The organism is Actinomadura alba (assembly GCF_014323705.1).
In the GTDB taxonomy this organism is placed as follows: Bacteria; Actinomycetota; Actinomycetes; order Streptosporangiales; family Streptosporangiaceae; genus Actinomadura_C; species Actinomadura_C alba.
In genome coordinates, this window is record NZ_JABVEC010000008.1 from 13,512 (window position 1) to 36,278 (window position 22,767).

Consider the following 22,767-nt stretch of genomic DNA (forward strand, 5'->3'; position numbering starts at 1 on the left):
TATCCGTACTCAAAGTGATGCAGGTCTGGGCGCGATGGTACCCAGACCCGCATGCTCTCGGCCGATGAAACCGGCCGGTTCAGCCGATCACCGGTGGTGCCGCGTCGTCGTCAGCACCCCACACGTCCTCATCCTCGGTGAGCCAGGTCGTGCGCTCGCGCTCTTCGCCGTCACCACCTTGGCCGCCTCCGGCACCCATGGGCATTCCACCCATTCCCATGCCGCCCGCTCCGAGGCCGTTCTTGCCCAGTGCCCCCATGCCGGGGCCACCGAATGCACCAGGGCCGGCTCCCCCTGCTCCGACACCGCCACCCGGCAGTCCGCCGCCGGCACCGAGACCTCCGCCGACGCCACCGGGGCCGAGACCACCACCCCCGGGCATTCCGCCGCTGAGACCACCGCCGCCTGCGCCGCCGCCGACCCCGGCCAGGTCAGAGCCGCCACCACCGGGATAGCCACCACCACCGGGACCGTTCGGCAGGTCGCCGCCACCAGGACCGTTCGGCAGGTCGCCGCCGCCGGGACCCTTCGGGAAGTCGCCGCCGCCGGGACCCTTCGGGAAGTCGCCACCGCCGGGACCCTTCGGCAGGTCGCCACCGCCGGGACCCTTCGGCAGGTCGCCACCACCAGGACCGCCGGGCGGCTTGCCGGGCCCGCCGGGAGGCCTCTCACCCGGGCCGTAGGGACTGATATTGGTGTTGGGCATATCAGCCTGAATGCTCGCGGGGAAATTGCTGTTCGACTGGGCCGTCTGGCTCTGCAGCCGTTCCATCAATTCCCCGGCCTGCTGGTTTCTAGCGCCCAGTCCAGTGGCACCACCCAGCGCCATCCAGTCCGAGCTCCACCACGGGTCGTCCCTGACGTTGTCCTTCCAGCTCTGCTGCATTTGCGAGTGACTTGTCAGAGCATTGCCCGTGCGCTGGCTCTCCGTGTAGATCTCTTTGGCCTGCTCGTAGGCCTTCTGCATCTGGGTCATCGCCGCGACGGCATCTTTGCCGCCCCAATGCTCGGCCAGCCTCCTCGACTGGTCATAAATTAGCTCGACGGTATCTTCCATACGCTTGGACACAGCGGTGTACGCGGCACCTGCCTTCTGCACCGGCTCAGGTTGCATCCCATTGATGATCTGCTTGAGAGCGTCGTACTGATTCTCCCAGACCTTCAGGGAGTTCCAGCCACCGATGCCCGAACCATCGGTGTTTATATCTTCCGACCTGATGTCGCGGTTCTCTCGAGTCATCGTCTCCAGTCCTCTCCCGCGCGATGCCTAGGCGTACTGCGCACCTGAACTCGGCGGCCCGCCATTGCCCGCATTCCGCGCGGCATCGGTGTTGGCCCGCTCCGCTTCCCCGTGAGTAGAAGCCGAGCGATCAATGGCATTGATGAGACCCTCGTAGGCAGTGATGAATTCACCGTAGACCCTGGTGATCTGGTTATAGGCGTTCTTCGTGGTCTGAGAGAGACCTTGCGCCGCAGGGTAGTTACCGAGGTGTTCTTTTTCGACCCGCCCCTGGTCATCTGACTGCAGATCGTTCAAGGTGCCCGGCTTCCACGATTTGAGATCCTGCAGATCTTTCTCCAGCTCACCGTGGACGCTTCTGAGTATCCTGCGGTCGACCTGGATTTCCTGACCGGCCGAAGGCAGTTCTCTCGGAAACGTCCTAGGCTCGTTAGTCGGTGCCATGGCTCGATGCCTCCGTCGCTGTCACCATAATCATCCGTCATCTGGCTGGAGACCGAGCAGGCGCTCTGCGGTCTCACCTGTTGAAAAACATCACCGGGCCGGCGGGCCCTTTTGCTCCGCCGGACCCGGTGACCATGGTCTTGGTTCGACCGTCAGCCGCCCCAGATGCCCGTGTTGGCCTTCTCTGCCGCCTGGTAGTTGGCGCTGGAGTCGCCGATCGCGACACCGAGCTGCTGCACGATGTTCTGCATGTCCGCCGCGGACTTGTCCCACTTGGCCTTCGCCTGCCAGTAGAACTCCTGAGCGCCACCCTCCCAGCGGGAGAGGTTGCCCTTCAGCTTGCCCTCGAGGTCGGTGAGCTCGTCGCGCAGCGCGCGGGCGGCCATCGAGAAGTTCGCCTCGCCCGCGGTCAGGGCGCCGAAATTGGCCCTGGTGTAGTCGTCACCGCTCATCGTCTAATGTCCTCCGTCGTCGCGTCGATCAGGGGGTGGCTCAGGTCGTGCCGTTAAGCAGGGCCTGGACCTTGTTGACGGCCTCGTCCGCCAGCTGTTCCTTGGCCTCGTACGTGATCTTGGTGTCGGCGAGCTTCTGGTGCATCTCCTCGAGCTGCCGGAGCACGACCTTGAACTCCTCGTCGAACCTGCGGAACACCTTCTCGAAGGCCATCGACGCGTTGCCTTCCCAGCCGCGCCGCATCTCGCTCTTGTGACCTTCGAGCTGGATCTGCAAGCCCTTGATCACGCCCGCGGACGCATCGATGTCCTGAGCGGCCTTGGCCATTGCTTGCCTATCGACAGCGGACTGTTCTGACATCCGTCACCTCCCGTGACTACTGACTGATACGACCCTACGTTTGATCAGGGGAAAGGCGCGGGTCCGCCGCCGTGAGCCCCCGCTCCGCGACCACCACCTCACCATGCGTCCTCGTGACCCCTTAGGCGCAGACAAGATCGCTCTTCGCAAAGTCCTTTTTACTCTACGAGGTCAATAGAGATGTTGTCCATCTCTACCGGCTCTTTCGATATAAGTCCGACGTTCAACTGTCACCCGCCGTTCCCTGTGGCGGAGGCATTTGTTTGGAGTTGCTGGCCGGCGGCCTGGGCGTCGAGCGTCGGGCCCAGCGGGATGAGTCCCAAAACCTCGGCCGGCACGTTCGCGGCGTTCCCCGGTATCGCGTAGCCGAGCTTGGTCGCCTCCTCGGCCGACTTGAAAGCGAACCTGCGCCCCTCGGCCACCAGGAAGTACGTGCTGACCGCCGACGCCTTCCCCTCGCTGGGCACCAGGCCGGCCACCGCGGCACCGCCCGGCGGGAAGACGAACTGGTCGGCCCCGGTGGGAGCGACGCTCTGCGGTGGCGCGGGAAGCGTGCCGCCGATCCGCAACCGGCCTCCCGTGTTGCCGGACGCGTCCTCGTAGGCGGCGCACAACGGGCTCGTGTCGGTGTACGGGACGATCGACGGTGCCCGCGGTGGCAGCTCAGGGCTCGCGAGATTCCTGCTCGATGGGTTGGCGTTCGCCTTCGCCGAATCAGTGCGAATGGGGGTGATGTTCCCACCGCCGTACGCCTTCACGGTGTCCGGATCCGCGCGGAGCAGCTGCATCTGCAGTTCGCTGATCCTGGCCAGGCCGTCCTCGAGCAGGACGTACGCCGCACCGTTCTCGGTGGTGAAGATCTGACCGATTCTGGCCTGGCCGTTCGGGCCCTGCACGGCCTCTCCGCGCCTGGCAATCGGCGGCACCGCGTAGGCGGGGCCTTCCGGCAGCGCGTTGAGCCACTTGGCGGCGACCACGGGCTTGTTCTGCGTCATCGACGCGACGGCATAGTCGGGCACCTTGAACCGCTTGTTCTGCCACAACAGCCAGGCCTGGTTGTCCGCCATCACGACGGCCCCCTGCCCGTCACCGAGCGGCTGACCGCCGACCGATCGCCCGGCGACAAGCGTCACCACCGGGGTACTACCCGACACGCCCATCTCCACCGTGCGCACGCATACCGACCACGGGGTCTTTACCAGCCTCTTGGCGTCGGGCAGCGTGTCCGGGGCCCCGGAGATGCCGATCAGCGGTCCTCGCTCGAACTTGGTGAGCGAGTTGCGCGACACGGTGCGCCGGCTCTTCGCGTCGGCGCCGGCCAGCAGGCGCGCGGACACGTAGTTGGCCACCGGGCAGAGCTTTCCGTTCTCACACCAGACGTACCTGGCCCCGGTCTCCTTCTCGACGATGAGCATCCCGGCCTTCTGCAGCCCCGTGGCTCCACCGGGTCGCAGGATGCCCAGGATGCCGAAGACCGCCGCGATCAGCACGCCGACCATCACCCCGGAGAAGGTGGCGACGGCCAGCCGGCGCAGCGGCTGTTCCGGATGGTCCGGTTCGCCCATCATCAGGGCCTGCGAGGCCCGCTGGTTCATCAGCCGGTGGGCCTGCAGCAGGTCTTTTCGGGTCTGCATCTTCGGCCCCTAGCCACCCAGTCCGCGTACGTACGAGAACAGCCCGACCTCGCCGAGCGCCATGGGCACCAGGCTCAGCACCACGAGCAGGTCGATGATGTCGGCGGCCCGCGCCCAGAACGGTGACGGCCGGTTGTCGGGCAGCCAGAGGCTCACGCCCACCACGATGGCGGCCACGGCGAGCAGAGGTGCGAGCACCGCCATGAGGACGACGTTCTGAGATGCGCCGATCGAGCTCGCCACCGCCAGCACGCCGAGCCCCGCGATGCCCGGCACCATGAGCGCCAGCCGCTGGGCCCGGCCCCGGAAGATCCGCGACCGCAGCAGGAGGGCGACCGCGACCGTCGCGCTCATCGTGGGGCCGAGCCAGCCGTCCGAGAACGCCAGCGGCACCTGGGCGATGAAGCCCACCATGCCGAGCCCAAGGACGATGCCGGTCACGAACCGAGCGGCATGCGCCGTGCGGCGCAGCACCTGCTGACCGTCGACCATCATCGTGTCGCGCCGCAGGTCCTCGGCGCTCTCGGGTACGGGGGGCAGTGTCACCCGGGCGAGGCGGAACGCGATCGTCGGGGTCAGTGGCATCAGTGCGCTCGTGACCGTGACGGTCACCGCGGCGACTCCGGACGCCGAGACCCCATCGAAGATCACTGCCACCCCGGCGCCGATGGCGCCCATCAACGCGGCGAAGACCCCTCCGAGGAAGACCGGCAGGCCGTCGGAGATCCCGACGGCGGCGATCGTGGCGACCAGCACGACCACGGCGAATCCGGACAGTGCGTGGACGGCGCCCAACTCGGTGAGAGAAGTGTCTCGTGCGGGCGCCAGCAGTCCGGCGAGGAATGCGTGCGGTAGCGCGCAGAAGCCGAGCACCACACCGGCCTGGGTGTCTCCGGACGCGCGGGATATCCCGATGGCGGCGATCAGCGCGAGGAGGCTCAGTACGCCGGCGGCGACGGCCGGCAGGATCCACGAGGGCCCGGACAGCAACACGACCACGGCCGCGATCGCTGCGGCGGCGCCGGCCACGCCCAGTCCGTAGTTGCGCGTCCACTCGACCCGCCAGCGGTCCGGCCGGTCGTTGACGCCGGTCGCCACCACATCGGCGACATCGTCGAAGGACAGCTCCGGCAACTGCGCCATGGTCGGCCGGAGGTAGAGCATCTCGCCATCGCGCAGATTGGCCTGCGACGGCGTGACGCCTCCGTCGAATGGCGCCTCGTCGAGGCGCTGCAGCACCCACCCCCCGTGGGCGAGCCCAGCGTCGGCGAGGTTGTCGCCGGAGTAGTGCAGGATCGCCGGCCACAACTGGGCGAAGGGCACGTGGGCGGGGAGGGAGATGTCCACCCGTCGTTTCGGTCCAACGACCGTGACCCGGCACAACTCTGCCCCAGAAGTCGGGCTCACGTCACTCCTCACTAGGTTTGCTCAAGGCCTCGGGTTTCCCCCACGCGGTGGAAACCGTTACAACATAGACGTGCAGTCCATAGGATGACCATCTGGTTCATTGGATCGACCCGAAAGGGAGCCCGGCGGTGAGCACCGTTCTCGTTCGGCGCAAGGAGCGCAGAAAACCGCCTGAGCTGCCCCGCGGGGAGATCCTGCTGGAGTCCCCGCCGGAGCTGCCCGAAGTCGTGTCCGACGGCTTCCGGAACGTGATGACGTTCCTGCCGATGGCCGCCGGGGCCGGCGCGATGGTGTTCATGTTCATGAACCCGAACGCCAGCACCATGCAGATGGTCGCCGGCGGCATGTTCGCGGTATCGATGCTCGGCACGATGTTCAGCCAGGTCGGCCAGCGCGGCGGTGAGCGCAAGGTCAAGCTCAACGGCGCCCGGCGCGACTACCTGCGCTACCTCGGCCAGGTGCGCGCGAGGGTGCGCAAGGCCGCGAAGGCGCAGCGCGAGTCGCTGGAGTGGAACAACCCCAATCCGGCCAACCTGTGGTCCATCGTCATGAGCGCCCGGATCTGGGAGCGCCGCGCCAGCGACCCCGACTTCACGAACGTACGGATCGGCACCGGTTCACAGCGGCTCGCCGTACAACTCATCGCACCCGAGACCAAGCCGGTCGAGGATCTCGAGCCGATGACGGCCGGAGCGCTGCGCCGTTTCATGCGCAGTCACTCCACCGTGCCCGCGCTGCCGGTGGCCATCTCCCTGAAGTCGTTCGCGCGGGTGTACCCCGCCGGTGAGCCCGAGGCCGTGTACGGCATGGTGCGGGCGATGATCATGCAGATCGCCAGTTTCCACTCCCCCGACGACGTACGGATCACCGTCTGCGCTTCGCGGGAGCGGATGGCGTGGTGGCAGTGGGTGAAATGGCTGCCGCACGCGCTGCACCCCACGGAGCACGACGCCGCCGGGCAGGTCCGACTGCTGGCCCAGACCCTGTCGGAGCTCGAGGCCCTGCTCGGCGAAGAGATCAAGGACCGGCCCCGGTTCTCTCCGGGACTGTCCGCCGAGGACCTGCCGTACCACGTGGTGATCATGGACGGCGGCGCCGCGTCGTACGACTCCCAGATCGCCGGCGACGGCATCGAAGGCGTCTGCGTCATCGACCTGAACGGAACCGTGGCGCCCACGAGCGACGCCACGACGCTGCGGCTCCAGGTCGCCGCCGACAAGATCCAGATGCTCAAGCGGGACCGTACCGGCAAGGACGTGGCTACGCCGATCGGCAAGCCCGACCACGTCTCCATGGCACACGTGGAGTCGCTGGCCCGCCAGCTCGCACCCCTGCGGTCGAGCGCGGCGAGCACGACTGATGAAGAGGACGTCCTCTCGGGCACTATGACGCTCACGTCCCTGCTCGGTGTCGAGGACGTCTTCAACATCGACCCGGCCAAGGTGTGGCGTCAACGTGCACAGCGCAACCGCCTTCGGGTGCCGATCGGCATGGACGCCTCCGGCCGGCCGATCGACCTCGACATCAAGGAGTCCGCGCAGGGCGGCATGGGCCCGCACGGCCTGTGCATCGGAGCGACCGGATCCGGTAAGTCCGAGTTGCTGCGCACGCTGGTGCTCGGCCTGGCGATGACCCACTCGCCCGAGGTCCTCAACTTCGTACTCGTCGACTTCAAGGGCGGCGCCACCTTCCTCGGGATGGAGGGGCTGCGGCACGTTTCGGCGATCATCACGAACCTCGAGGACGAGCTGCCGCTGGTCGACCGTATGTACGACGCCCTGCACGGCGAGATGGTGCGCCGCCAGGAGTTCCTGCGGTCGTCCGGAAACTACGCCTCGCTGCGCGACTACGAGAAGGCGCGCATGGAGGGTGCGCCGCTGCAGCCGATGCCGACCCTGTTCCTCGTGCTCGACGAGTTCTCCGAGCTGCTGTCGGCCAAGCCCGAGTTCGCCGAGCTGTTCGTGATGATCGGCCGGTTGGGCCGGTCGCTCGGCGTGCACATCCTGCTCGCGTCGCAGCGCCTGGAAGAGGGCAAGCTGCGTGGCCTCGACACGCACCTGTCGTACCGAATCGGTCTGCGGACCTTCTCGGCGATGGAGTCCAGGACCGTGCTGGGCGTGCCGGACGCGTACGAGCTGCCGTCCGCTCCCGGCCACGGCTACATGAAGTTCGGCACCGAGGCGATGACCCGGTTCCGGGCCGGGTACGTCTCCGGCCCGGTCGAGGACGAGGCCCAGCCCGAGCAGCAGTCGGCGCAGATCGTGCAGCAGGTCGTGCCGTACGTGCCCGACTTCATCCGCCCGCACGTCATCGAACAGGCCGAGCAGGAGCAGCCGCAGGAGCAGCGCAGCTCGGAGTCGCTGTTCGACGTCGTCGTACGCCAGCTGGCCGGGCACGGGCCGACGCCGCACCAGATCTGGCTGCCGCCACTGGACGAGCCGCCCACGCTGAACGAGCTCCTGCCCCAGCTCTCGGTGAGCCCGCAGCATGGGTTGACCGCGGTCGGCTGGGAAGGGCGCGGGCGCTTGCACGCCATGGTCGGGATCGTGGACAAGCCGTTCGAGCAGCGGCGTGACCCGTACTGGCTGGATCTGTCCGGCGGCGCCGGGCACATCGGCATCGTCGGCGGCCCGCAGACCGGCAAGTCCACCATGCTGCGCACGCTGATCGCCTCGCTGGCGCTGCTGCACACGCCGGCCGAGGTGCAGTTCTACTGCCTCGACTTCGGTGGTGGCACGCTCTCCGCGATGTCCGACCTGCCGCACATCGGCGGCGTTGGTACCCGGCTCGACGCCGACCGGGTGCGCCGTACGGTCGCCGAGGTCTCGGTACTGCTGGAGCAGCGCGAGCGGGTGTTCACCGAGCGCGGCATCGACTCCATGGCCACCTACCGGCGGATGCGCGCCAACGGCGAGTTCGCCGGCGACGGGTACGGCGACGTGTTCCTGGTCGTGGACAACTGGCTGACGCTCCGCCAGGACTACGAGAACCTGGAGGGCACCATCACCCAGCTCGCCGCGCGCGGTCTGGGTTACGGCATCCACGTCGTGGCGTCGTCCAACAAGTGGTCCGAGATGCGCGCCAACGTCCGCGACCTGCTCGGCACCAAGCTGGAGCTGCGGCTCGGTGACGCCTATGAGTCCGAGGTCAACCGCAAGCTCGCACAGAACGTGCCCGAAGACCGGCCCGGCCGGGGCATCACGCGGGAGGGACTGCACTTCCTGACCGCGCTTCCCCGGATCGACGGTGAGAACTCGGCGCAGTCGATCTCCGATGGCGTGGGCAAGCTGGTGCACGCCCTGCGGGAGTCGTGGCGGGGACCGGTCGCACCCAAGGTGCGCATGCTGCCCGACCTGCTCCCGCTGAGCGCGCTCCCGCCAGCGGCGCAGACCGGCGCCCGGATCCCCATCGGCATCGACGAGTCGACGCTGTCCCCGGTGCTCCTCGACTTCACCACCGACCCACACTTCCTCGTGATCGGCGACACCGAATGCGGGAAGTCGAACCTGCTCAAGATGATCACCAACGGCATCATCGAGCGGAACACCCCCGACCAGGCACGCATCATCTTCCTCGACTACCGCCGCTCACTCTTGGACGTCGCCAACACCCCGCATCAGATCGGCTTCGCCGCCTCGTCCGCCGCCGCGCAGTCTCTGATCAAGGACATCCACGGCGCGATGGTCAGCCGGCTCCCACCGGCCGACCTCACCCCGGACCAGCTGCGGTCGAGGTCGTGGTGGACCGGGGCGGACCTGTACCTGATCATCGATGACTACGAGATGGTGGCGACGTCGGACAACCCGCTGCGCCAGATCGCCGAGTTGCTGCCGCAGGCCCGTGACATCGGCCTGCACGTCATCGTCTCCCGCGCCATGGGCGGCGCCAGCCGGGCCATGTTCGACCCCGTGATCCAGCGGATCAAGGAGATGGCCTCACCCGGCCTGATCATGTCCGGCAACAAGGACGAAGGCGTGCTGCTCGGCAACGTCAAGGCGCACGCACTGGCCCCGGGCCGCGGTTACTACGTCGAGCGCCGCAGCGGCACCCGCCTCATCCAGACCGCCTACGGCCAGACCTCTGAAACCTGACCTCAGATGCGATCTTGAAAGCTGGAATACCGCCGGCAATCTACTGACTGACCCGCCACCTAACACGGGAGTGATCCGCATGGCCCCAAACTTCACTGTCAAGCCTGCACACATGCGCTCAGCGGCAAAAGAGATGCGTGAAAACATCGCTCCTGCATACAAGCTCGGTGGCGAAAACATCACTAATGGCGGCAAGATCGATTCCCCGGGATTCGGCATTGCACTGAGCATGCTGTTCCTCCCCGCATATATACAGAAGCTCGACTTCCTCTCCAAGGACATGAGCGGCGCTCATGATGTCGTGAAGGAGATAGCCCAGCGCCTGGAAGCTGCCGCGACACAGTACGAGAAGGCAGAAAATCTCAACGTCTCAGGATTTCAAGGGACGCCGAATAGCCAGGCTAGCCTGTCGTCGGCAGGAGGCCAGGCGCTTGGGTCAAGTGGACTGCTCGAGGTGGCCGGCGCCGGCGGTGCGATGATAGGCACAGGAGTAATCCAGGCTGCATTCACGGCGATGGGAGCCGCAGGCGCCTTGTCCCCGGCATTCATCCCAGCAGTCATCGCAGCGGCACTGGCCATTCCCAACATCGAAGACATCCATAAAGCGGCGTCGAATCTGTCCCTGACCGGGGCGAGCATGGGATCGAAGCTGAATCCGGCGTACGAGAAGGCCGTTACCACCGCGACGATCGGTTGGGAGGGAGAAGGGAGGTCCGCTTATATAACGCTTAACCAAACGGTTAAGGGGCATATGGACCAAATCGGCAAGTACGTCGAGGCCTTGGGGGGAGGGCTCCGCACCCTCGAAGTCGCGCTGGCTGGATTCTGGCTCGCGATCTCAGCTTTCATCTTTCCCTACTTGACCTGGCTGATCGCCATGAGGATCGCGCAGGCGTTCCCTCTGACCGCCCCCGCTATCGAACCAATAATCGCTGCGGCAAGTACCGCAATTGCATCGGGCGTAACGACCATGATCGCAGGTATCATCGCTGTGGGAGGAGCGGTCGTCACCCTTGTAACAGCCCTGATGAAGGACGCCCTTGATCTCACCGCCATCCCCGATTCCGGCGCGGAGGGAACTCCGGACATGACAGAGTTCAAGGTAGGCCTGAATTTCAGCGTTCCCTCAGGTAATCTGGTCGACTGACGTCACGAAAGGTACCTTATGTCATTCGATGTACAACGCGCCATCGAGCAGATGAGCGAGCAGGCGAGCAAGCTCTCCACGGACCTGCAAAATCTCAGCGCCAAGGGTTCAGACGATCGAAAGTATGTCACTGTCACCTGTGGCATGGGTGGCCGTCTCATTGATATCGAGTTCGATCCGATGGCACGCCGTCTGGACACGCATGATCTTCGCGAGAGCATTCTTATTGCGTCCGAGCGCGCGACAACCGCCGTGCAAGAACAATTCGCCAACGAGACCAGTAAGCTGGCCGGACTGGCCAACGGTCTGGATTCAGAAGCCATTCAGGAAGCGCAGAAACAGGTATCCAAGTTCCAGAAGCTCATCGAAGAGCAGATGTCCGAGGTCGCGAAGATTAGATCATCAATTCCCCGAACCAGGCAATGACATACACAGAGTTGCGCTCGCGCCGTCTTTTGTGGCGCCTGTGTGCAACGATACTCCCGCGCACCGCGGCCCAGTACCAGTGGACGTGGAATTTTCCTCTGTTCATGACGGGCACGGTCGTGTTCGCTATCGCGGTCGTTTCAATCGGTAACCTTCTGGTCAGCTTCTGGACGGGAATATTTCTAGGGGTCGTCAGTATTTTCGCGATCCCCATTATTCGTCTTTGCATCACGGGATGCAGCATCAACTGGTGGGCCAGTGGCGCCGGGCATCCGGTGTTGGTGGTCCAAGACGGATGGATCTTCGGACGTCTCCGCCCAGTGTGGTCTGACGCCGCGAAGACGGTTAACGTCAACGACACCGATTGGTGGGATTTCAAAATCCGTGCCGATACCGTGACCGGCGTACGACTCCTGCACTCTGATCAGCCGCCTAAGGCGCATAAACTTGCGCTTGATCTGCCAGCTGACGTGCGATCCTCTATCCGCGACTCACTGATGGAATGCGGAATGGAGAAGTACGTCGAGCACATAGAAGAGCTGTGGGACACGCCGGCGATGTGGATGATCGGCGGCATGCAACCCATCCGCCGCAGATCGTCTGGGATACAAAAGATGCTGGCCGCACTCCAGGAGGCCGGCGCACCGACTTCCTGAGTTCAACTACGCCACTCCCCAAGCCCGGCTGTTTCCACCAACTGCCGGGCTTCCTCTATGTGTGATGAGTAACCGCCGCGTGGCCACTATGGCGGCACCTGCGATCCCGATCACCGCGAAAAGAAACCGGATGGAACTTGAGTAATCCAGAACTTGAATCAGTGCGGCTGGGGCGTTCAGCAGGTTTCGGGCGGCCTATCGTTCGTGCGCTGATCACGGCGACGTGTGCGGGCCTCCTCTTCGCCGGGCTGGGCGTGCTGGCCTTTGCCGAAGGCGCCGAAGGACTACTCGCCGCCGTGGGTTGGGTTCTTGTCACCTGTGGGCTGGGTTCTACTGTGATCGGCGGTCTTTTGCTGCTCATGTCGCGCAGAGAAGGCGGGCCCTCCGTACTCAGCGCCGACGGCATCGCAGCACCGGGGGGTATGAAGGACCAAGCCATTGGATGGCGCGATGTTGAACGCTGCGAGATTCGACTCGGCTCCGGGGGTGCCAGGTTGCTGGCCGCATGGGTGACGCCCGGAAGGACCAAGGAACCGAAGCAGATATGGCTGGGAGACGCCAGAGCCACTGGTGTCCCCGAGGAAGTTCTTCTCAGGCAGATCGATCAGTGGATTCGACAATCGGCTCGCAGACCATGAGCACCTGAGGGTGACCACGGTCTGCGCGCTGGAGGGTCGCATCATGCGCGCCCCATGTCAGAGGTCCAGCATGAGCTCCTGGACGATGATGAAGGCCACGACGAGCCTCCTCGCCTGCTCATCACAGCCCGCACCGAAGCGGATGGTCCAGGGCTCGTCCACAGCCTGGATCCGGCTGAGGGCCGCCTTGTGCACACCCTGTGGATTCACGACCTCGTAGTCGCTCTCGAAGGCCTCCGTGCTCGTGATCTCCGCAAGGGCCGATCCCGCTCCGTCCGTGACCGTGTACGTGGGGCGGGCCACTCCACGTGATCGCTCGATGGTGCCCACGGGCGCGCCGTCGGGCAGTGTGACCTCGATGTCGAAGTGCACGGCACCGCTCGATTTCTCCACGCTGAACAGCGGCTCACCGCCAGGCCCGGCAACGTCGAAGCGATGACGCGTCACTTCCGGATTGTGCGACAGAGCGCGGCTGATCCCCCGCACGGCAGGGACGTACGGTTCACCCACGGTCGCGAGCATCCGGCCATCCGCCGCGATCACCCGGTCCCGGTGGAATTCCAGCGATGTCCCCCCGAACAGCCCGCTCATCGGTTCCGTCGGAGAAGGCTCGAGTGCCTCCCGAGCAGGTGGATGTGCGCCTAGCTTCGACCCTGGGAGCACGGTCAGGAGACAGACGGCGAGCATCCGGTAGGTCTCGGAGATCTGGCCATTGAACCGCACCTGGTGAGGGCCGCCGCCCGGCTTGCGGTCCGCGGTCGCCGTCCGGGTACCGGCGCCATCGTCGAACGCGTGGGTGAGCTTCTTGGGGATATCGCCGTAGCGCACCTTCGTCGCGAAGGCCCCTTCGCCGAGGACCTCCCCACCCGCTGCCGTGAAGACGTACTTGACGCCCTTGGGCCCCGTGCGGAGGGCGGTGACGGTGCCGACATCATCGCCGACCTCGGTCCTGACGGTCAGGCGGAAGTTCGCCATGCCGAGGCCGCCCTCGTCGACCCGGCACAGGATCTCTCCGGCCTGGCCGAGGAGGTCGAAGGACCGTGCCCGGTGACGCCACAAGAACCAGCGAAACCATCCCCGGAAGAAGAGGACACGGGGCCGCCGAACGACGGCCACGACCTTTCCGCGTTCGTCCGTCACCACGTCCTTGCCCACGATCAGCGGTGACGTGGCGAGCGGAGCGCTCATCTCGGAGTCGGCTCCGTGGACCTGGCGGCTCCATTCCTGCGGCGGCTCATGGGGACGACCGCGCCGGCGACTCCGACCGCTATGGCGACGATGAGCGCTCCACCCGCCATGGAGAGGGCGAGGCCCCGGCCGAAGTGATCGACCTCCTGGGGCCGGTCAATGGAGACCTGTCGGACGGCCGGCTGCGCCGGCACTCCCCCGGTCGCCCCGGTTCCGCCGGTTCCCAGTACGGCGGTGACCGCGCGCAGGGGGTTCACCAGGCCGGCTCCGGTGCCCTTCACCGTGCCGCCGTCGGCGGTCCGCTCGATGCGGTCCTTGACCTGCGCGGCGGTGAGTTTCGGGTGGTAGGCCCGCACCAGCGCCGCGGTGCCCGCGACGTACGGCGCGGCGAAACTGGTTCCGCTCTCGTTGAAGTAGGCGCCCCTCGGCCAGGTGCTGATGATGTCCTTGCCCGGGCCCGTGATGGTCACGTGCGTCTCGCTGTTGGTGAAGTCCGCAAGGGTGCCGTCCGGGTTGGTCCCGCCCACGGACATCACACCGTCATAGTTGGCGGGATAGGCCTTTTGCGCCGTCTGGTTCTTGTCCTCGAGGTTGCCCGCGGCCGCGATGATCAGCACGTCCTTGCGCTGGGCGTACTCGACGGCCGCCTTCAAATCCTCAAAATTCGGGCTCTGCGAAGACAGGTTGATGATCTTCGCGCCCAGGTCGGTCGCGCGCCTGATGCCGTTCGCGACGAAGCGGGGGTCGTCGCCTCGACCGGTCACCGCCGTCTTGATGGAGATGATCGTGGCCTCGGGTGCCACGCCCACGAACGCGATGTTGTTCCTGCGCAGGTCCTCAGCCGCGATGATGCCGGCCACTCGCGTGCCATGGCCAAGGCAGTCCTGTGGCGTTCCGCTGTTGGTGGCGTCATAGGCCTTCACGCGGCCGCGCAACTGCGGGTGAGAGCCGTCGACGCCGCTGTCGAGCACGGCCACCTTGACGCCTCGGCCACGGGTCCGATTCCACGCGTCGATGAAGTTCAGTTTCTCCTGCGGCCATGGCGGTGTCGTCATCTCGCTCGCCGGGCTGCCCGTCTGCTGCAGCGCGCACGGCGCCGCCGCGAACCGCTGGGCTTGAGGCTGCGCCACCTGACCGGCCATCGCCGGTGGTGCCGAGCCGAGCGAGGCGAGCGCCAGGCTTCCCCCGATCGCCAACAGGCGTACTCCGCGCATCCACGTCTCCCGAACTGTGGTCCCGTCGCACGACTTTAGAGGATCCGCATGCCTATGGCAGCGAATGTCTTCTCACCGCATCATCCGATCGATGACCGGGCAAGGATTTCGGCGGCGATTCTGGTGGCGGCAACGCGACTTCCCTCGCTGATCCGCCTCATGTCGATGGCGGCGCCGGTGGCGAGTTGCCTGTCATAGGGCACGTGCACGACCGGCATACCGCCCGCGCTCAGCATCTGACGGGCGCGCTCCAGGTCGGAGTCGACGTGCGGCGAGTGCGTCACCAACGCGATGACCGTACGGGGCAGCAGCCCGCCGTACCCATTGCCGACCATCCATTCCAGGGTGCTCCTCGTGCTGAGCGCCCCGTCGGCGGTCCCCTGCGCCACGATGATCTGCCCGTGGACGCCGGTGAGGATGCCCCGCTGCAGCTCCCCGAGCCCGGCGCCGCAGTCGATGACGGCCGCGGAGAAGTACCGGGTCAGGTTGCCGATGCCGGCGCGGAAGGTGTCCAGTTCGAGGTCCGTGGACACCCGGCCCGCCGTGGTGGCGGGCAGCACCCACAGGGTCTCCGCCGCCCGACCGAGGTACGGACCCGCCTCCTCGAACGAGTTGAGCCGGACCCGGGCCAGGTCGTGCAGCGACCGTTCCGTACGCGCTCTCAGGCGCAGGGGGAGCGACCCGAGGCCGGAGTCGGCGTCGACCGCGAGCACCCGATCGCCGCGGTACTCGGCGATCAGCGCGGCGGTCAGCGCGGACACCGTGGTCTTGCCTGCACCACCGCGGATGCTCGTCACCGCGATCTGGCGGCAGGACGGGAGCGGCCGGCGGATCCAGTTGACCAGCTCGGCGAGCTGCCGTACGTCATGCGCCGCGGAGGCACCGACGGCCTTGCGCACCCCCTGGCCCATCCTGCGCATGAGCGGGTCGCCGTGCACGTTCTTGCGTACGAAGTCGTTCGTGTCGGGCGCCGCCTGCGGTGGCGCGTCGGCCGGCGGGTGCGGGTACGGAGCGGCAGGCGGGGCACCGGCCCCCTGCGCGGCGGGGTCCGCAGGATGCGGTGCCGCGGGATCCGCCGCTTGCGGTGCTCCTCCGTACTGTGCGGCCCCGTACTGTGCCGCGCCGTACGGTGCCGCTCCATACTGCGCCGCCCCATACTGCGGTGCCGGCTGATCAGACGACGGCTGAGAGCTCGGAGCCGTCTCGCTCGCCGCAGAGGACTCCGGAGACTGCGGCGATGACGGCGCGCCCCCGCCGGATCCGATGACCGAGCTGAACAGAGAGGCGTCCAGCTCGGAGGTCAGGAAGTTCCGATCCAACGCCTGCTGCGCCTGGGGCGGCTCAGCGGACGGCCAGCTCGACACGACCGGAGGCTCGGCCGGCTCCGGGGTGGGCGGGACCGGCGGCCGCTCGGCGGGCCCCTGTGGTTGCGGCCCGGTCGCGCCTCCGACAGACCATGGCGGCGCTTCGGGCTGTACGGACGGCGGCGGGGCGGGGTGGGCCGCCGCCTGGCCCAGATCGATGGGCGAGGGGTTCGGTACCGGCGTCGGCGCCGGAAAGGCGGGCGAGGGGTCCGGTCCCGGGGCCGGCGGTGGAGGAAAGGTGGGCGAGGGGTTCGTCACCTGTGCAGGCGAGGGAGTCGGTGCCGGCACAGGCGTCGGGGCCGGAGCCGGGGTCGGGATCGGAGCCGGGGTCGGGGCCGGGAAGGCGGGCGAGGGGGCATCGAACCCGGCCGCGGGGGCCTCGAACTGGGCCGGCGATACCGGTGAGGGAACGGCGGGTGCCGGCATCGCGGCCGCCTGCGGCGTGACCGGGCCGGCGGCGGGCGAGCCTGAAGCGGGTGAGCTGGGGGTCACCAACCCGGCACGGGCGACGCCGAGATCGCTCAGCACGGCGTGTTGCCAGTTGTAACCCGACATCATCCCCCTCCCACGAACCGCACGGCGGTACGGACGCTACGGTATCCAAGCCCCGGCATCTTGACGATCGCCGGGAACGCCGGAACCGATCCTCTGCGGCGCCGATCCGCGGCGCCCGCGCAGGACCGCCGGCCGACGAACGCACGGCCCCGCCACGCTCACGGCGAACGGGCCGGAACGCGGACGGGCCCTGACACCCGCTGCGGGTGGTCAGGGCCCGTCGTGCGATCGATGTGACGTCAGATGGCCACCTCGACGGCGGCCACCTCTCCGATCGCCGCTGTGATCGAGGAGTCGATGCTCACACCGCCGGGGGCGAGTACGCGGATGGTCCAGTCACCGGGAGCGGCGAAGAACCGGAAGATCCCCTCATCACTGGTGACGACCTCGCCGGTGAACTCGCCGGTCGAGTCCAGCAGACGTGCGTAGGCACCGGCCACCGGGACGTCGCCGCGAACGACCGTGCCCTGGATGACCGCCTCTCTCGCCAGATCGACCGTCGCCGGTAGATGCGCCGTCTGGGCGGGCGCTGCGCAGCCCTGGGTCATTGTTCTCTCCTTCTCCGCCGGGCGGCGGGTCTGTCCGCCGAGCCGACAGGTGTTACTTGGCTTCGCCGAGCTCGATGGGGACGCCGATCAGTGAGCCGTACTCGGTCCACGATCCGTCGTAGTTCTTCACGTCCGACAGGCCGAGCAGCTGGCTCAGCGCGAACCACGTGTGGGATGAGCGCTCACCGATCCGGCAGTAGGCGATGGTGGCCTTGCTCAGATCGACGCCGGCCTCGCCGTAGATCTCGCGAAGCTCCTCGTCGGACTTGAAGGTGCCGTCGTCGTTGGCCGCCTTGGACCACGGAATGCTGCGCGCGGTCGGGATGTGACCGCCTCGCTGTGCCTGCTCCTGCGGCAGGTGCGCCGGGGCGAGCAGTTTGCCGCTGAACTCGTCGGGCGAGCGCACGTCGACGAGGTTCTTGGTGCCGATCGCGTCGACGACCTCGTCGCGGAAGGCGCGGATGGCCAGGTCCTGCGGCTTGGCCTTGTAGTCGGTCGCGGGCCTCGACGGGACATCCTTGACCAGCTCGCGGGAGTCGAGCTCCCACTTCTTGCGGCCGCCGTCGAGAAGCTTCACGTTCTGGTGCCCGTACAACTTGAAATACCAGTACGCGTAGGCGGCGAACCAGTTGTTGTTGCCGCCGTAGAGGATCACCAGGTCGTCGTTGGCGATGCCCTTGCCGGAGAGCAGCTGCTCGAAACCGGTCTGGTCGACGAAGTCACGGCGGACGGGATCCTGCAGCTCCGTCTTCCAGTCGATCTTCACAGCGCCACGGATGTGGCCCTTGTCGTAGGCGCTTACGTCCTCATCGACCTCGACGAGGACCAGCCCCGGGTCGTCGAGATGGGTCTCAGCCCAATCGGCGTCCACGAGGACGTCGGAGCGACTCATGCGGGAACCTCCCTGTTGGAGCGTTTACTTGGAAAAACGCGGCGGATCAGCAGATACATCTCACAGCCGAGGCAGAACCCGAACGCCGCGTTCAGGAACGCCGCCCCCAGCGCGAGGGCGGTGGCGCCGGCGCCGAGCCACTCGAGTCCCAGCGCGTATCCCGCCACGCCCACGAGCGCGAAGGCGAGCCCCACGCCCTGGGCGAACCTGGGCGGAGCCTCGGCCTCGAGTTCCCGCGGTGGACCGATCCTGGGCCGTACGAGGGCCTTGTAGATCAGCCCGTACGGCGCGTGGCGCAGCCCCAGTACGGCTCCGACCGCGAACACCACGGCTTGGACGGCCAGCACCACCCAGCTGCCGGTCACCAGGACCGCGATCAGCACCACGGTGGTGAGAGCCGCACTGAATCGCTGTCCACGTGGGTCGACCTGCATGGGATCGCTCCTGAGGAAGATCGCTCCTAAAGTGAGCGGAGTGCGTGCGAGCTGTGGAGGCCGGGCCGGGAGAGAAACTCCTCGGGCGGCTCGACGAGCGGGCTCGATGCCTCAGACAGTGCGACAGAGCGAGGTCGCCACGCGGCAGAAATCGACCGCGCGGCGCTTCGTGAGCATCTGCTCTGTCCAGTGACGCACGGACCCGATGCTAGGTCCGTTTTCGTCCACTGTCACTTCTGTCTCGTGTTCCGAGATAGTGACGGTCTCGTTCACGCGGGCATTTCACCGCTTTCGGGTACCCGAGCCGGCACCCGATCGGGCGTCGGCTCAGGACCGGATCGCCTCTCCGAGCGCCGCGATGACCTCGGCCTTGCGGGGCTGCCCGGAGGCGCGCTGGACCACTCGGCCGGCCGCGTCGAGGACGAGGGAGGTCGGGGTGCGCACGACGTTGAGCCGCCGCACGAGATCGAGCCTGCTCTCAGCGTCGATCTCGATGTGGGTCACCCCGTCGACCATCCCGGCGACTTCGCCGAGTACGCGCCTGGTGGCCCGGCAGGGGGCACAGAACGCCGACGAGAACTGCACCAGGGTCGCCCGCGGCCCGAGCGGGGCGCCGAGATCGGCGGCGTCCAGTTCCACGGCATCCCCAGACGATGGTGGGCGGAGCGCACCGTCACGGCGCCGCCGGATCAGTCCGAACGCCGTGGCCACCACGAGGACCGCTGCCGCGACCAGTGCTCCCGTCATCGCCGTTCACAGTACCTCCTCACGCCGGGGTCACTGCGGCGGGGAGATCGTGAGCAGCATGCGGCCGTCGAGGGTCCGGATCTCGAAGCCCTTCAGCTGATCCCGCGTGATCATCGTTGAGCCGTAGAAGGTCGCGTAGCCCGAGTAGACGACCTGCCAGCCCCCGGCGATGTCCCGCCGGCCGTCCTTGCCCACCGCCATGATCTGGCACCGCGTGCCGGGCGGCGCGCCGTTCAACCGGATCGCCACCGCTGTGCCCCACGCCTTGCCGTCGATGCCGACCTGGGCCGACACGTGAGTCCGCGGATCCGTCGCGCTGACCTGCTCGGCGGCGACCGGAGGAGCCGAGGGCACCCCCGTGGGGGGCCGCACCTCGGCGCCGCCACTCCAGGCCAGCCCGCCGAGCACACCGATGACCAGGATGATCGCGGCGGCCGCGGCCTGCGGCGCCCAGCGCCGGATCCGGCCGTGCCGCCGCCCCGCGGCGGCCGCGATCAGCGCCTCGAGCGGCGGCTCCGGAGGCGCCGCCACCTGCGTGATCTGCGCTTCGTCGACCCGGCCGAGCAGTGCGGGCAGCGAGGCGAGGCCGGCCAGCTCGTCACGGCAGAAGGGGCAGGTGGTCAGGTGCGCCTCGACCACGCTGCGCTCCGCCGGATCGATCGCGCCCAGGACATAGACGCCGAGCGAGGTCCGTACCTCATCGCAACCGGGCGCCCGCCCCCACTCAGACCTCATGGCGCCAACCCCCGCTCCTCCAATGCGAGCTTCAGAGCACGCAGCGCGTAATAGGTCCGGGACTTCACGGTGCCCGGTGGGATGCCGAGCACCTTCGCCGTATCGGCCACCGAGCGACCGTGATAGTACGTCTCGACGATCACCGCGCGGTGCGACGGGCTCAGGTCGGCGAGCGCCTCCGCGACCGTCCAGGATTCGAGCGCCCGGTCGATGTCGTCCGAACCGGGCAGCGCGGCGAGCGTCGCCTGGCCGTCGTCGATCGGCAGGTGCCGTCCGCCCCTGGCGACCCGCGCCCGGTGCGCGTCCACCACGAGATTGCGCACCACGGTGAACAGCCACGGCCGTACCGGACGCTTGGCGAGCGCCTCGGGGTGCCGCCAGGCGCGCAGGAGCGTCTCCTGTACGACGTCCTCCGCCTGCTGGTGATCGCCGCCGGTCAGTCTCAGCGCATAGCCGAGGAGCGGCCCGCCGTGCTCGGCGTAAAGCGCGCGGAGTAGACGCTCGTCCGGGGATGTTCCCACGCTTGTGACACGTACACGGAGACGGTCTGGTTCACAAGGGGACCCACCGTGATCTGGACGGCCCGGGCCGATCGGCAGACCGACCGCAGGCGCGCGGCTGCCCGCCGACGGCTCGCCGGCTAGGACTTGGAGAGGTTCTCGAGCTTGACGTCGTCGACCGTGGCCGCGACTCGCAGACCCTGCGGGGTCACCTCGATGTCACTGAGCCGTGCCCCCATGGGGAGCAGATTCCGGGACGGGATGACGAACGTGTACCGCTCCCGCAGGGTCGCCAGCGGTATCCGCGCGCTGCCGCTGCTGACCGACTGCGGGGTCACCGCGATGCCCTGGGGGGTCGCCTTGATCGAGGCGACCAGGTCGCCGGACACCCGGACTCCGAGGAACGACCCGGCGACCCGAGCCTGCAGGTTGGACCCGCTCGCCGAGATGTCCCGCACGTCCCGGGGGGCGTACTTCTGTACGACCGAATAGGGCACGAGCGCCGAGGCCGTCGCGTTCCGTACGGCGATCTGGGAGCTGTTGCCGTTGACCACGTCGGCGAGCGGCGCCTGGACGCCGGTCAGCCGCAATGAGGCGTCGTTCACCGTGACGTTCTGCTCGGTCCAGTTTCCGAGGGTGACGTCGATCCGGTCGTACTCGCCACCGATGGCCTGGGTGAGGAACGGGAAGCCGTGGATGTCGACCTTCGGTCTGGCGTCGAGCCGGTACTGCGTGGCCACCTGCTTGGCGATCTCGTCCTCTGCCATGCGGACGCCCAGGCGATCGGCGACGATGACACCGCCGATCAGCAGCAGGAGGATCACGACCAGTACCTTGCGCATGTCACTCCTCATGCGGGAACAATCCGTCAGCGGCCCACCCTAGCGACGCCACCGACCGATCGAGTCACGCCGTGGATCGAGATTCACGCCGGTCGTCATACCAGTGAATGACCTCGCCAGATGAGCGGACGATCTCAGCCGCCCGCGAAGGGCGGCAGAACCTCCACGGTGCCGCCTTCGGGCAGCGCGACGCCCTCGTGGGCACGGGTGCCGACGGGATCGCCGTCGATCAGGAACGAACTCAGGGCGACCACCCGGCCGAAGTCCGCTCCGCGCCGCTCCCCGGCGGCTCGCAGCGCCTCGGCGAGCGTCGGCGCGTCGTACGGCTCCTCGCTCGTCCCCGCCGCTTCGCGGGCGGCCGCCCAGTACCTGATCGTGCCCTTGGCCATAGGCACAGGATCTCATTACGGCATCCGTAATGATCCGGACGTACCCGGCCATTGTGTGTACGGATCCCTCGGATATCCTCGTCACGAGGGATCCGGGCGATGAGGCCCCCGGGTCCTTGACGTCTTTTAGGGCTAGGAGGCGGGGCCCGTGAGTAGTCTGCTCCTACTCACCAACGCGTTGGAGCCCTCTGACGAGGTGCTTCCCGCACTGGGATTGTTGCTCCATTCGGTTCGAGTCGCGCCGGCGGAGGGGTCGGCGCTGATAGACGCACCCCCGGCGGACGTGGTCCTCGTCGACGCTCGTCGCGACCTCGTCCACGCCAAGGGGTTGTGCCGGTTGCTCCGGACGACCGGCCTGGACTGTCCGCTGCTCGCGATCGTGACGGAGGGCGGCCTCGCCGCTCTCAGCCCCGAATGGGGTCTGGACGACGTGCTCCTTCAGTCGGCCGGTCCCGCCGAGGTCGAGGCCAGGCTGCGGCTCGCCGTCGGCAGGGTGTCGGTCGGCGAGGCCGACGATGTGCCGGGAGAGATCCGCAGCGGAGACCTGACCATCGATGAGGCGACCTACACGGCGCGGCTGCGCGGGCGGGTCCTCGACCTCACCTTCAAGGAGTTCGAGCTGCTGAAGTACCTGGCGCAGCACCCTGGCCGGGTCTTCACGCGTGCCCAGCTCCTGCAAGAGGTGTGGGGATACGACTACTTCGGCGGCACTCGGACCGTCGACGTGCACGTACGGCGGCTGCGGGCCAAGCTCGGCGCGGAGTACGAGTCCTTGATCGGCACCGTGCGCAACGTCGGCTACCGGTTCGTGCCCGATCACCGTCCCCGGGAGTCCGAGGAAATGGTGCCCAGCCGCGCCTGAT

At 67.4% G+C, this 22,767-nt stretch carries 25 protein-coding genes; 7 read left to right on the top strand and 18 right to left on the bottom strand.

What is annotated here, in order from left to right; translation table 11 throughout:
• Positions 1–79 precede the first annotated feature (79 nt).
• The 6 genes from HKK74_RS12610 to eccD all read right to left on the bottom strand — a co-directional run bounded on the left by HKK74_RS12610 (position 80) and on the right by eccD (position 5,538).
• Positions 80–1,240 (bottom strand): hypothetical protein, encoded by a 1,161-nt coding sequence (locus tag HKK74_RS12610; protein ID WP_187243366.1) that lies wholly within the window; start codon positions 1,238–1,240, stop codon positions 80–82.
• 27 nt (positions 1,241–1,267) lie between these two features.
• Positions 1,268–1,684: a hypothetical protein gene (locus HKK74_RS12615; protein WP_187243367.1), complete on the bottom strand. Its 417-nt coding sequence runs from the start codon at positions 1,682–1,684 to the stop codon at positions 1,268–1,270.
• 152 nt (positions 1,685–1,836) lie between these two features.
• Positions 1,837–2,136, bottom strand: coding sequence for a WXG100 family type VII secretion target (locus HKK74_RS12620; protein ID WP_187243368.1), 300 nt, complete (start codon positions 2,134–2,136; stop codon positions 1,837–1,839).
• Between the two features lie 40 nt (positions 2,137–2,176).
• On the bottom strand, positions 2,177–2,497 hold the full coding sequence (locus tag HKK74_RS12625; RefSeq protein WP_187243369.1) for a WXG100 family type VII secretion target: 321 nt from the start codon (positions 2,495–2,497) through the stop codon (positions 2,177–2,179).
• Positions 2,498–2,727: 230 nt separating this feature from the next.
• The gene (gene eccB, locus HKK74_RS12630) at positions 2,728–4,131 is read right to left on the bottom strand and encodes a type VII secretion protein EccB (protein ID WP_187243370.1); all 1,404 of its coding nucleotides are present in this window, start codon (positions 4,129–4,131) and stop codon (positions 2,728–2,730) included.
• Positions 4,132–4,140: 9 nt separating this feature from the next.
• Positions 4,141–5,538, bottom strand: a complete 1,398-nt coding sequence (eccD, locus tag HKK74_RS12635) for a type VII secretion integral membrane protein EccD (protein WP_187243371.1) — start codon at positions 5,536–5,538, stop codon at positions 4,141–4,143.
• Positions 5,539–5,666: 128 nt separating this feature from the next.
• Here eccD and eccCa point away from each other — a divergent pair, with 128 nt between their 5' ends.
• The 5 genes from eccCa to HKK74_RS12660 all read left to right on the top strand — a co-directional run bounded on the left by eccCa (position 5,667) and on the right by HKK74_RS12660 (position 12,496).
• The gene (gene eccCa / locus HKK74_RS12640) at positions 5,667–9,629 is read left to right on the top strand and encodes a type VII secretion protein EccCa (protein WP_187243372.1); all 3,963 of its coding nucleotides are present in this window, start codon (positions 5,667–5,669) and stop codon (positions 9,627–9,629) included.
• Positions 9,630–9,708: 79 nt separating this feature from the next.
• Positions 9,709–10,776 (top strand): type VII secretion target, encoded by a 1,068-nt coding sequence (locus HKK74_RS12645; protein ID WP_187243373.1) that lies wholly within the window; start codon positions 9,709–9,711, stop codon positions 10,774–10,776.
• A gap of 18 nt (positions 10,777–10,794) precedes the next feature.
• The gene (locus HKK74_RS12650; protein WP_187243374.1) at positions 10,795–11,202 is read left to right on the top strand and encodes a YbaB/EbfC family nucleoid-associated protein; all 408 of its coding nucleotides are present in this window, start codon (positions 10,795–10,797) and stop codon (positions 11,200–11,202) included.
• Between the two features lie 104 nt (positions 11,203–11,306).
• Positions 11,307–11,858, top strand: coding sequence for a hypothetical protein (locus HKK74_RS12655; RefSeq protein ID WP_187243375.1), 552 nt, complete (start codon positions 11,307–11,309; stop codon positions 11,856–11,858).
• Between the two features lie 137 nt (positions 11,859–11,995).
• Entirely contained in the window at positions 11,996–12,496 is a 501-nt protein-coding gene (locus HKK74_RS12660; RefSeq protein ID WP_187243376.1) for a hypothetical protein, read from the top strand.
• A gap of 57 nt (positions 12,497–12,553) precedes the next feature.
• Here HKK74_RS12660 and HKK74_RS12665 read toward each other — a convergent pair whose 3' ends face one another.
• The 3 genes from HKK74_RS12665 to HKK74_RS41380 form a co-directional block, all read right to left on the bottom strand.
• Entirely contained in the window at positions 12,554–13,684 is a 1,131-nt protein-coding gene (locus HKK74_RS12665) for a hypothetical protein (protein ID WP_187243377.1), read from the bottom strand.
• Positions 13,681–14,898: a S8 family serine peptidase gene (locus HKK74_RS12670; protein WP_187243378.1), complete on the bottom strand. Its 1,218-nt coding sequence runs from the start codon at positions 14,896–14,898 to the stop codon at positions 13,681–13,683. The genes HKK74_RS12665 and HKK74_RS12670 overlap by 4 nt, the downstream gene beginning before the upstream one ends.
• An 80-nt stretch (positions 14,899–14,978) precedes the next feature.
• Complete coding sequence (locus HKK74_RS41380) at positions 14,979–16,262, bottom strand: MinD/ParA family ATP-binding protein (RefSeq protein ID WP_312881445.1); 1,284 nt, start codon at positions 16,260–16,262, stop codon at positions 14,979–14,981.
• A 238-nt stretch (positions 16,263–16,500) separates the two neighbouring features.
• Between HKK74_RS41380 and HKK74_RS39815 the strand changes: the two genes are divergently transcribed.
• The gene (locus HKK74_RS39815) at positions 16,501–16,809 is read left to right on the top strand and encodes a hypothetical protein (protein WP_246491543.1); all 309 of its coding nucleotides are present in this window, start codon (positions 16,501–16,503) and stop codon (positions 16,807–16,809) included.
• Positions 16,810–17,056: 247 nt separating this feature from the next.
• Here HKK74_RS39815 and HKK74_RS12680 read toward each other — a convergent pair whose 3' ends face one another.
• The 9 genes from HKK74_RS12680 to HKK74_RS12715 form a co-directional block, all read right to left on the bottom strand.
• Entirely contained in the window at positions 17,057–17,365 is a 309-nt protein-coding gene (locus HKK74_RS12680) for a DUF1416 domain-containing protein (protein ID WP_187243379.1), read from the bottom strand.
• A gap of 52 nt (positions 17,366–17,417) precedes the next feature.
• Complete coding sequence (locus HKK74_RS12685; protein ID WP_187243380.1) at positions 17,418–18,257, bottom strand: sulfurtransferase; 840 nt, start codon at positions 18,255–18,257, stop codon at positions 17,418–17,420.
• Positions 18,254–18,691 carry a DUF4395 domain-containing protein gene (locus HKK74_RS12690; protein WP_187243381.1) on the bottom strand — a complete coding sequence of 146 codons (438 nt, stop codon included), beginning with the start codon at positions 18,689–18,691 and terminating at the stop codon, positions 18,254–18,256. The genes HKK74_RS12685 and HKK74_RS12690 overlap by 4 nt, the downstream gene beginning before the upstream one ends.
• A gap of 111 nt (positions 18,692–18,802) precedes the next feature.
• Complete coding sequence (locus HKK74_RS41835; protein WP_376771525.1) at positions 18,803–18,868, bottom strand: putative leader peptide; 66 nt, start codon at positions 18,866–18,868, stop codon at positions 18,803–18,805.
• Between the two features lie 150 nt (positions 18,869–19,018).
• Positions 19,019–19,438 (bottom strand): TlpA family protein disulfide reductase, encoded by a 420-nt coding sequence (locus HKK74_RS12695; protein WP_187243382.1) that lies wholly within the window; start codon positions 19,436–19,438, stop codon positions 19,019–19,021.
• 30 nt (positions 19,439–19,468) lie between these two features.
• Complete coding sequence (locus HKK74_RS12700) at positions 19,469–20,173, bottom strand: anti-sigma factor (protein ID WP_187243383.1); 705 nt, start codon at positions 20,171–20,173, stop codon at positions 19,469–19,471.
• The gene (locus HKK74_RS12705) at positions 20,170–20,694 is read right to left on the bottom strand and encodes a sigma-70 family RNA polymerase sigma factor (protein WP_187243384.1); all 525 of its coding nucleotides are present in this window, start codon (positions 20,692–20,694) and stop codon (positions 20,170–20,172) included. Before HKK74_RS12705 ends, HKK74_RS12700 begins: the two co-directional genes overlap by 4 nt.
• Before the next feature lie 119 nt (positions 20,695–20,813).
• Positions 20,814–21,515 (bottom strand): LmeA family phospholipid-binding protein, encoded by a 702-nt coding sequence (locus HKK74_RS12710; protein ID WP_187243385.1) that lies wholly within the window; start codon positions 21,513–21,515, stop codon positions 20,814–20,816.
• 134 nt (positions 21,516–21,649) lie between these two features.
• Complete coding sequence (locus HKK74_RS12715; RefSeq protein ID WP_187243555.1) at positions 21,650–21,904, bottom strand: MoaD/ThiS family protein; 255 nt, start codon at positions 21,902–21,904, stop codon at positions 21,650–21,652.
• Between the two features lie 148 nt (positions 21,905–22,052).
• Here HKK74_RS12715 and HKK74_RS12720 point away from each other — a divergent pair, with 148 nt between their 5' ends.
• The gene (locus tag HKK74_RS12720) at positions 22,053–22,766 is read left to right on the top strand and encodes a winged helix-turn-helix transcriptional regulator (RefSeq protein WP_187243386.1); all 714 of its coding nucleotides are present in this window, start codon (positions 22,053–22,055) and stop codon (positions 22,764–22,766) included.
• Position 22,767 lies beyond the last annotated feature (1 nt).

Bases quoted from the DNA above. Each gene is read 5' to 3' on its own strand.
- HKK74_RS12610 (WP_187243366.1), bottom strand. From the start codon at position 1,240: ATGACTCGAGAGAACCGCGACATCAGGTCGGAAGATATAAACACCGAT.
- HKK74_RS12615 (WP_187243367.1), bottom strand. From the start codon at position 1,684: ATGGCACCGACTAACGAGCCTAGGACGTTTCCGAGAGAACTGCCTTCG.
- HKK74_RS12620 (WP_187243368.1), bottom strand. From the start codon at position 2,136: ATGAGCGGTGACGACTACACCAGGGCCAATTTCGGCGCCCTGACCGCG.
- HKK74_RS12625 (WP_187243369.1), bottom strand. From the start codon at position 2,497: ATGTCAGAACAGTCCGCTGTCGATAGGCAAGCAATGGCCAAGGCCGCT.
- eccB (WP_187243370.1), bottom strand. From the start codon at position 4,131: ATGCAGACCCGAAAAGACCTGCTGCAGGCCCACCGGCTGATGAACCAG.
- HKK74_RS12645 (WP_187243373.1), top strand. From the start codon at position 9,709: ATGGCCCCAAACTTCACTGTCAAGCCTGCACACATGCGCTCAGCGGCA.
- HKK74_RS12650 (WP_187243374.1), top strand. From the start codon at position 10,795: ATGTCATTCGATGTACAACGCGCCATCGAGCAGATGAGCGAGCAGGCG.
- HKK74_RS12655 (WP_187243375.1), top strand. From the start codon at position 11,307: ATGACGGGCACGGTCGTGTTCGCTATCGCGGTCGTTTCAATCGGTAAC.
- HKK74_RS12665 (WP_187243377.1), bottom strand. From the start codon at position 13,684: ATGAGCGCTCCGCTCGCCACGTCACCGCTGATCGTGGGCAAGGACGTG.
- HKK74_RS12670 (WP_187243378.1), bottom strand. From the start codon at position 14,898: ATGCGCGGAGTACGCCTGTTGGCGATCGGGGGAAGCCTGGCGCTCGCC.
- HKK74_RS12680 (WP_187243379.1), bottom strand. From the start codon at position 17,365: ATGACCCAGGGCTGCGCAGCGCCCGCCCAGACGGCGCATCTACCGGCG.
- HKK74_RS12685 (WP_187243380.1), bottom strand. From the start codon at position 18,257: ATGAGTCGCTCCGACGTCCTCGTGGACGCCGATTGGGCTGAGACCCAT.
- HKK74_RS12690 (WP_187243381.1), bottom strand. From the start codon at position 18,691: ATGCAGGTCGACCCACGTGGACAGCGATTCAGTGCGGCTCTCACCACC.
- HKK74_RS12695 (WP_187243382.1), bottom strand. From the start codon at position 19,438: ATGACGGGAGCACTGGTCGCGGCAGCGGTCCTCGTGGTGGCCACGGCG.
- HKK74_RS12700 (WP_187243383.1), bottom strand. From the start codon at position 20,173: ATGAGGTCTGAGTGGGGGCGGGCGCCCGGTTGCGATGAGGTACGGACC.
- HKK74_RS12710 (WP_187243385.1), bottom strand. From the start codon at position 21,515: ATGCGCAAGGTACTGGTCGTGATCCTCCTGCTGCTGATCGGCGGTGTC.
- HKK74_RS12715 (WP_187243555.1), bottom strand. From the start codon at position 21,904: ATGGCCAAGGGCACGATCAGGTACTGGGCGGCCGCCCGCGAAGCGGCG.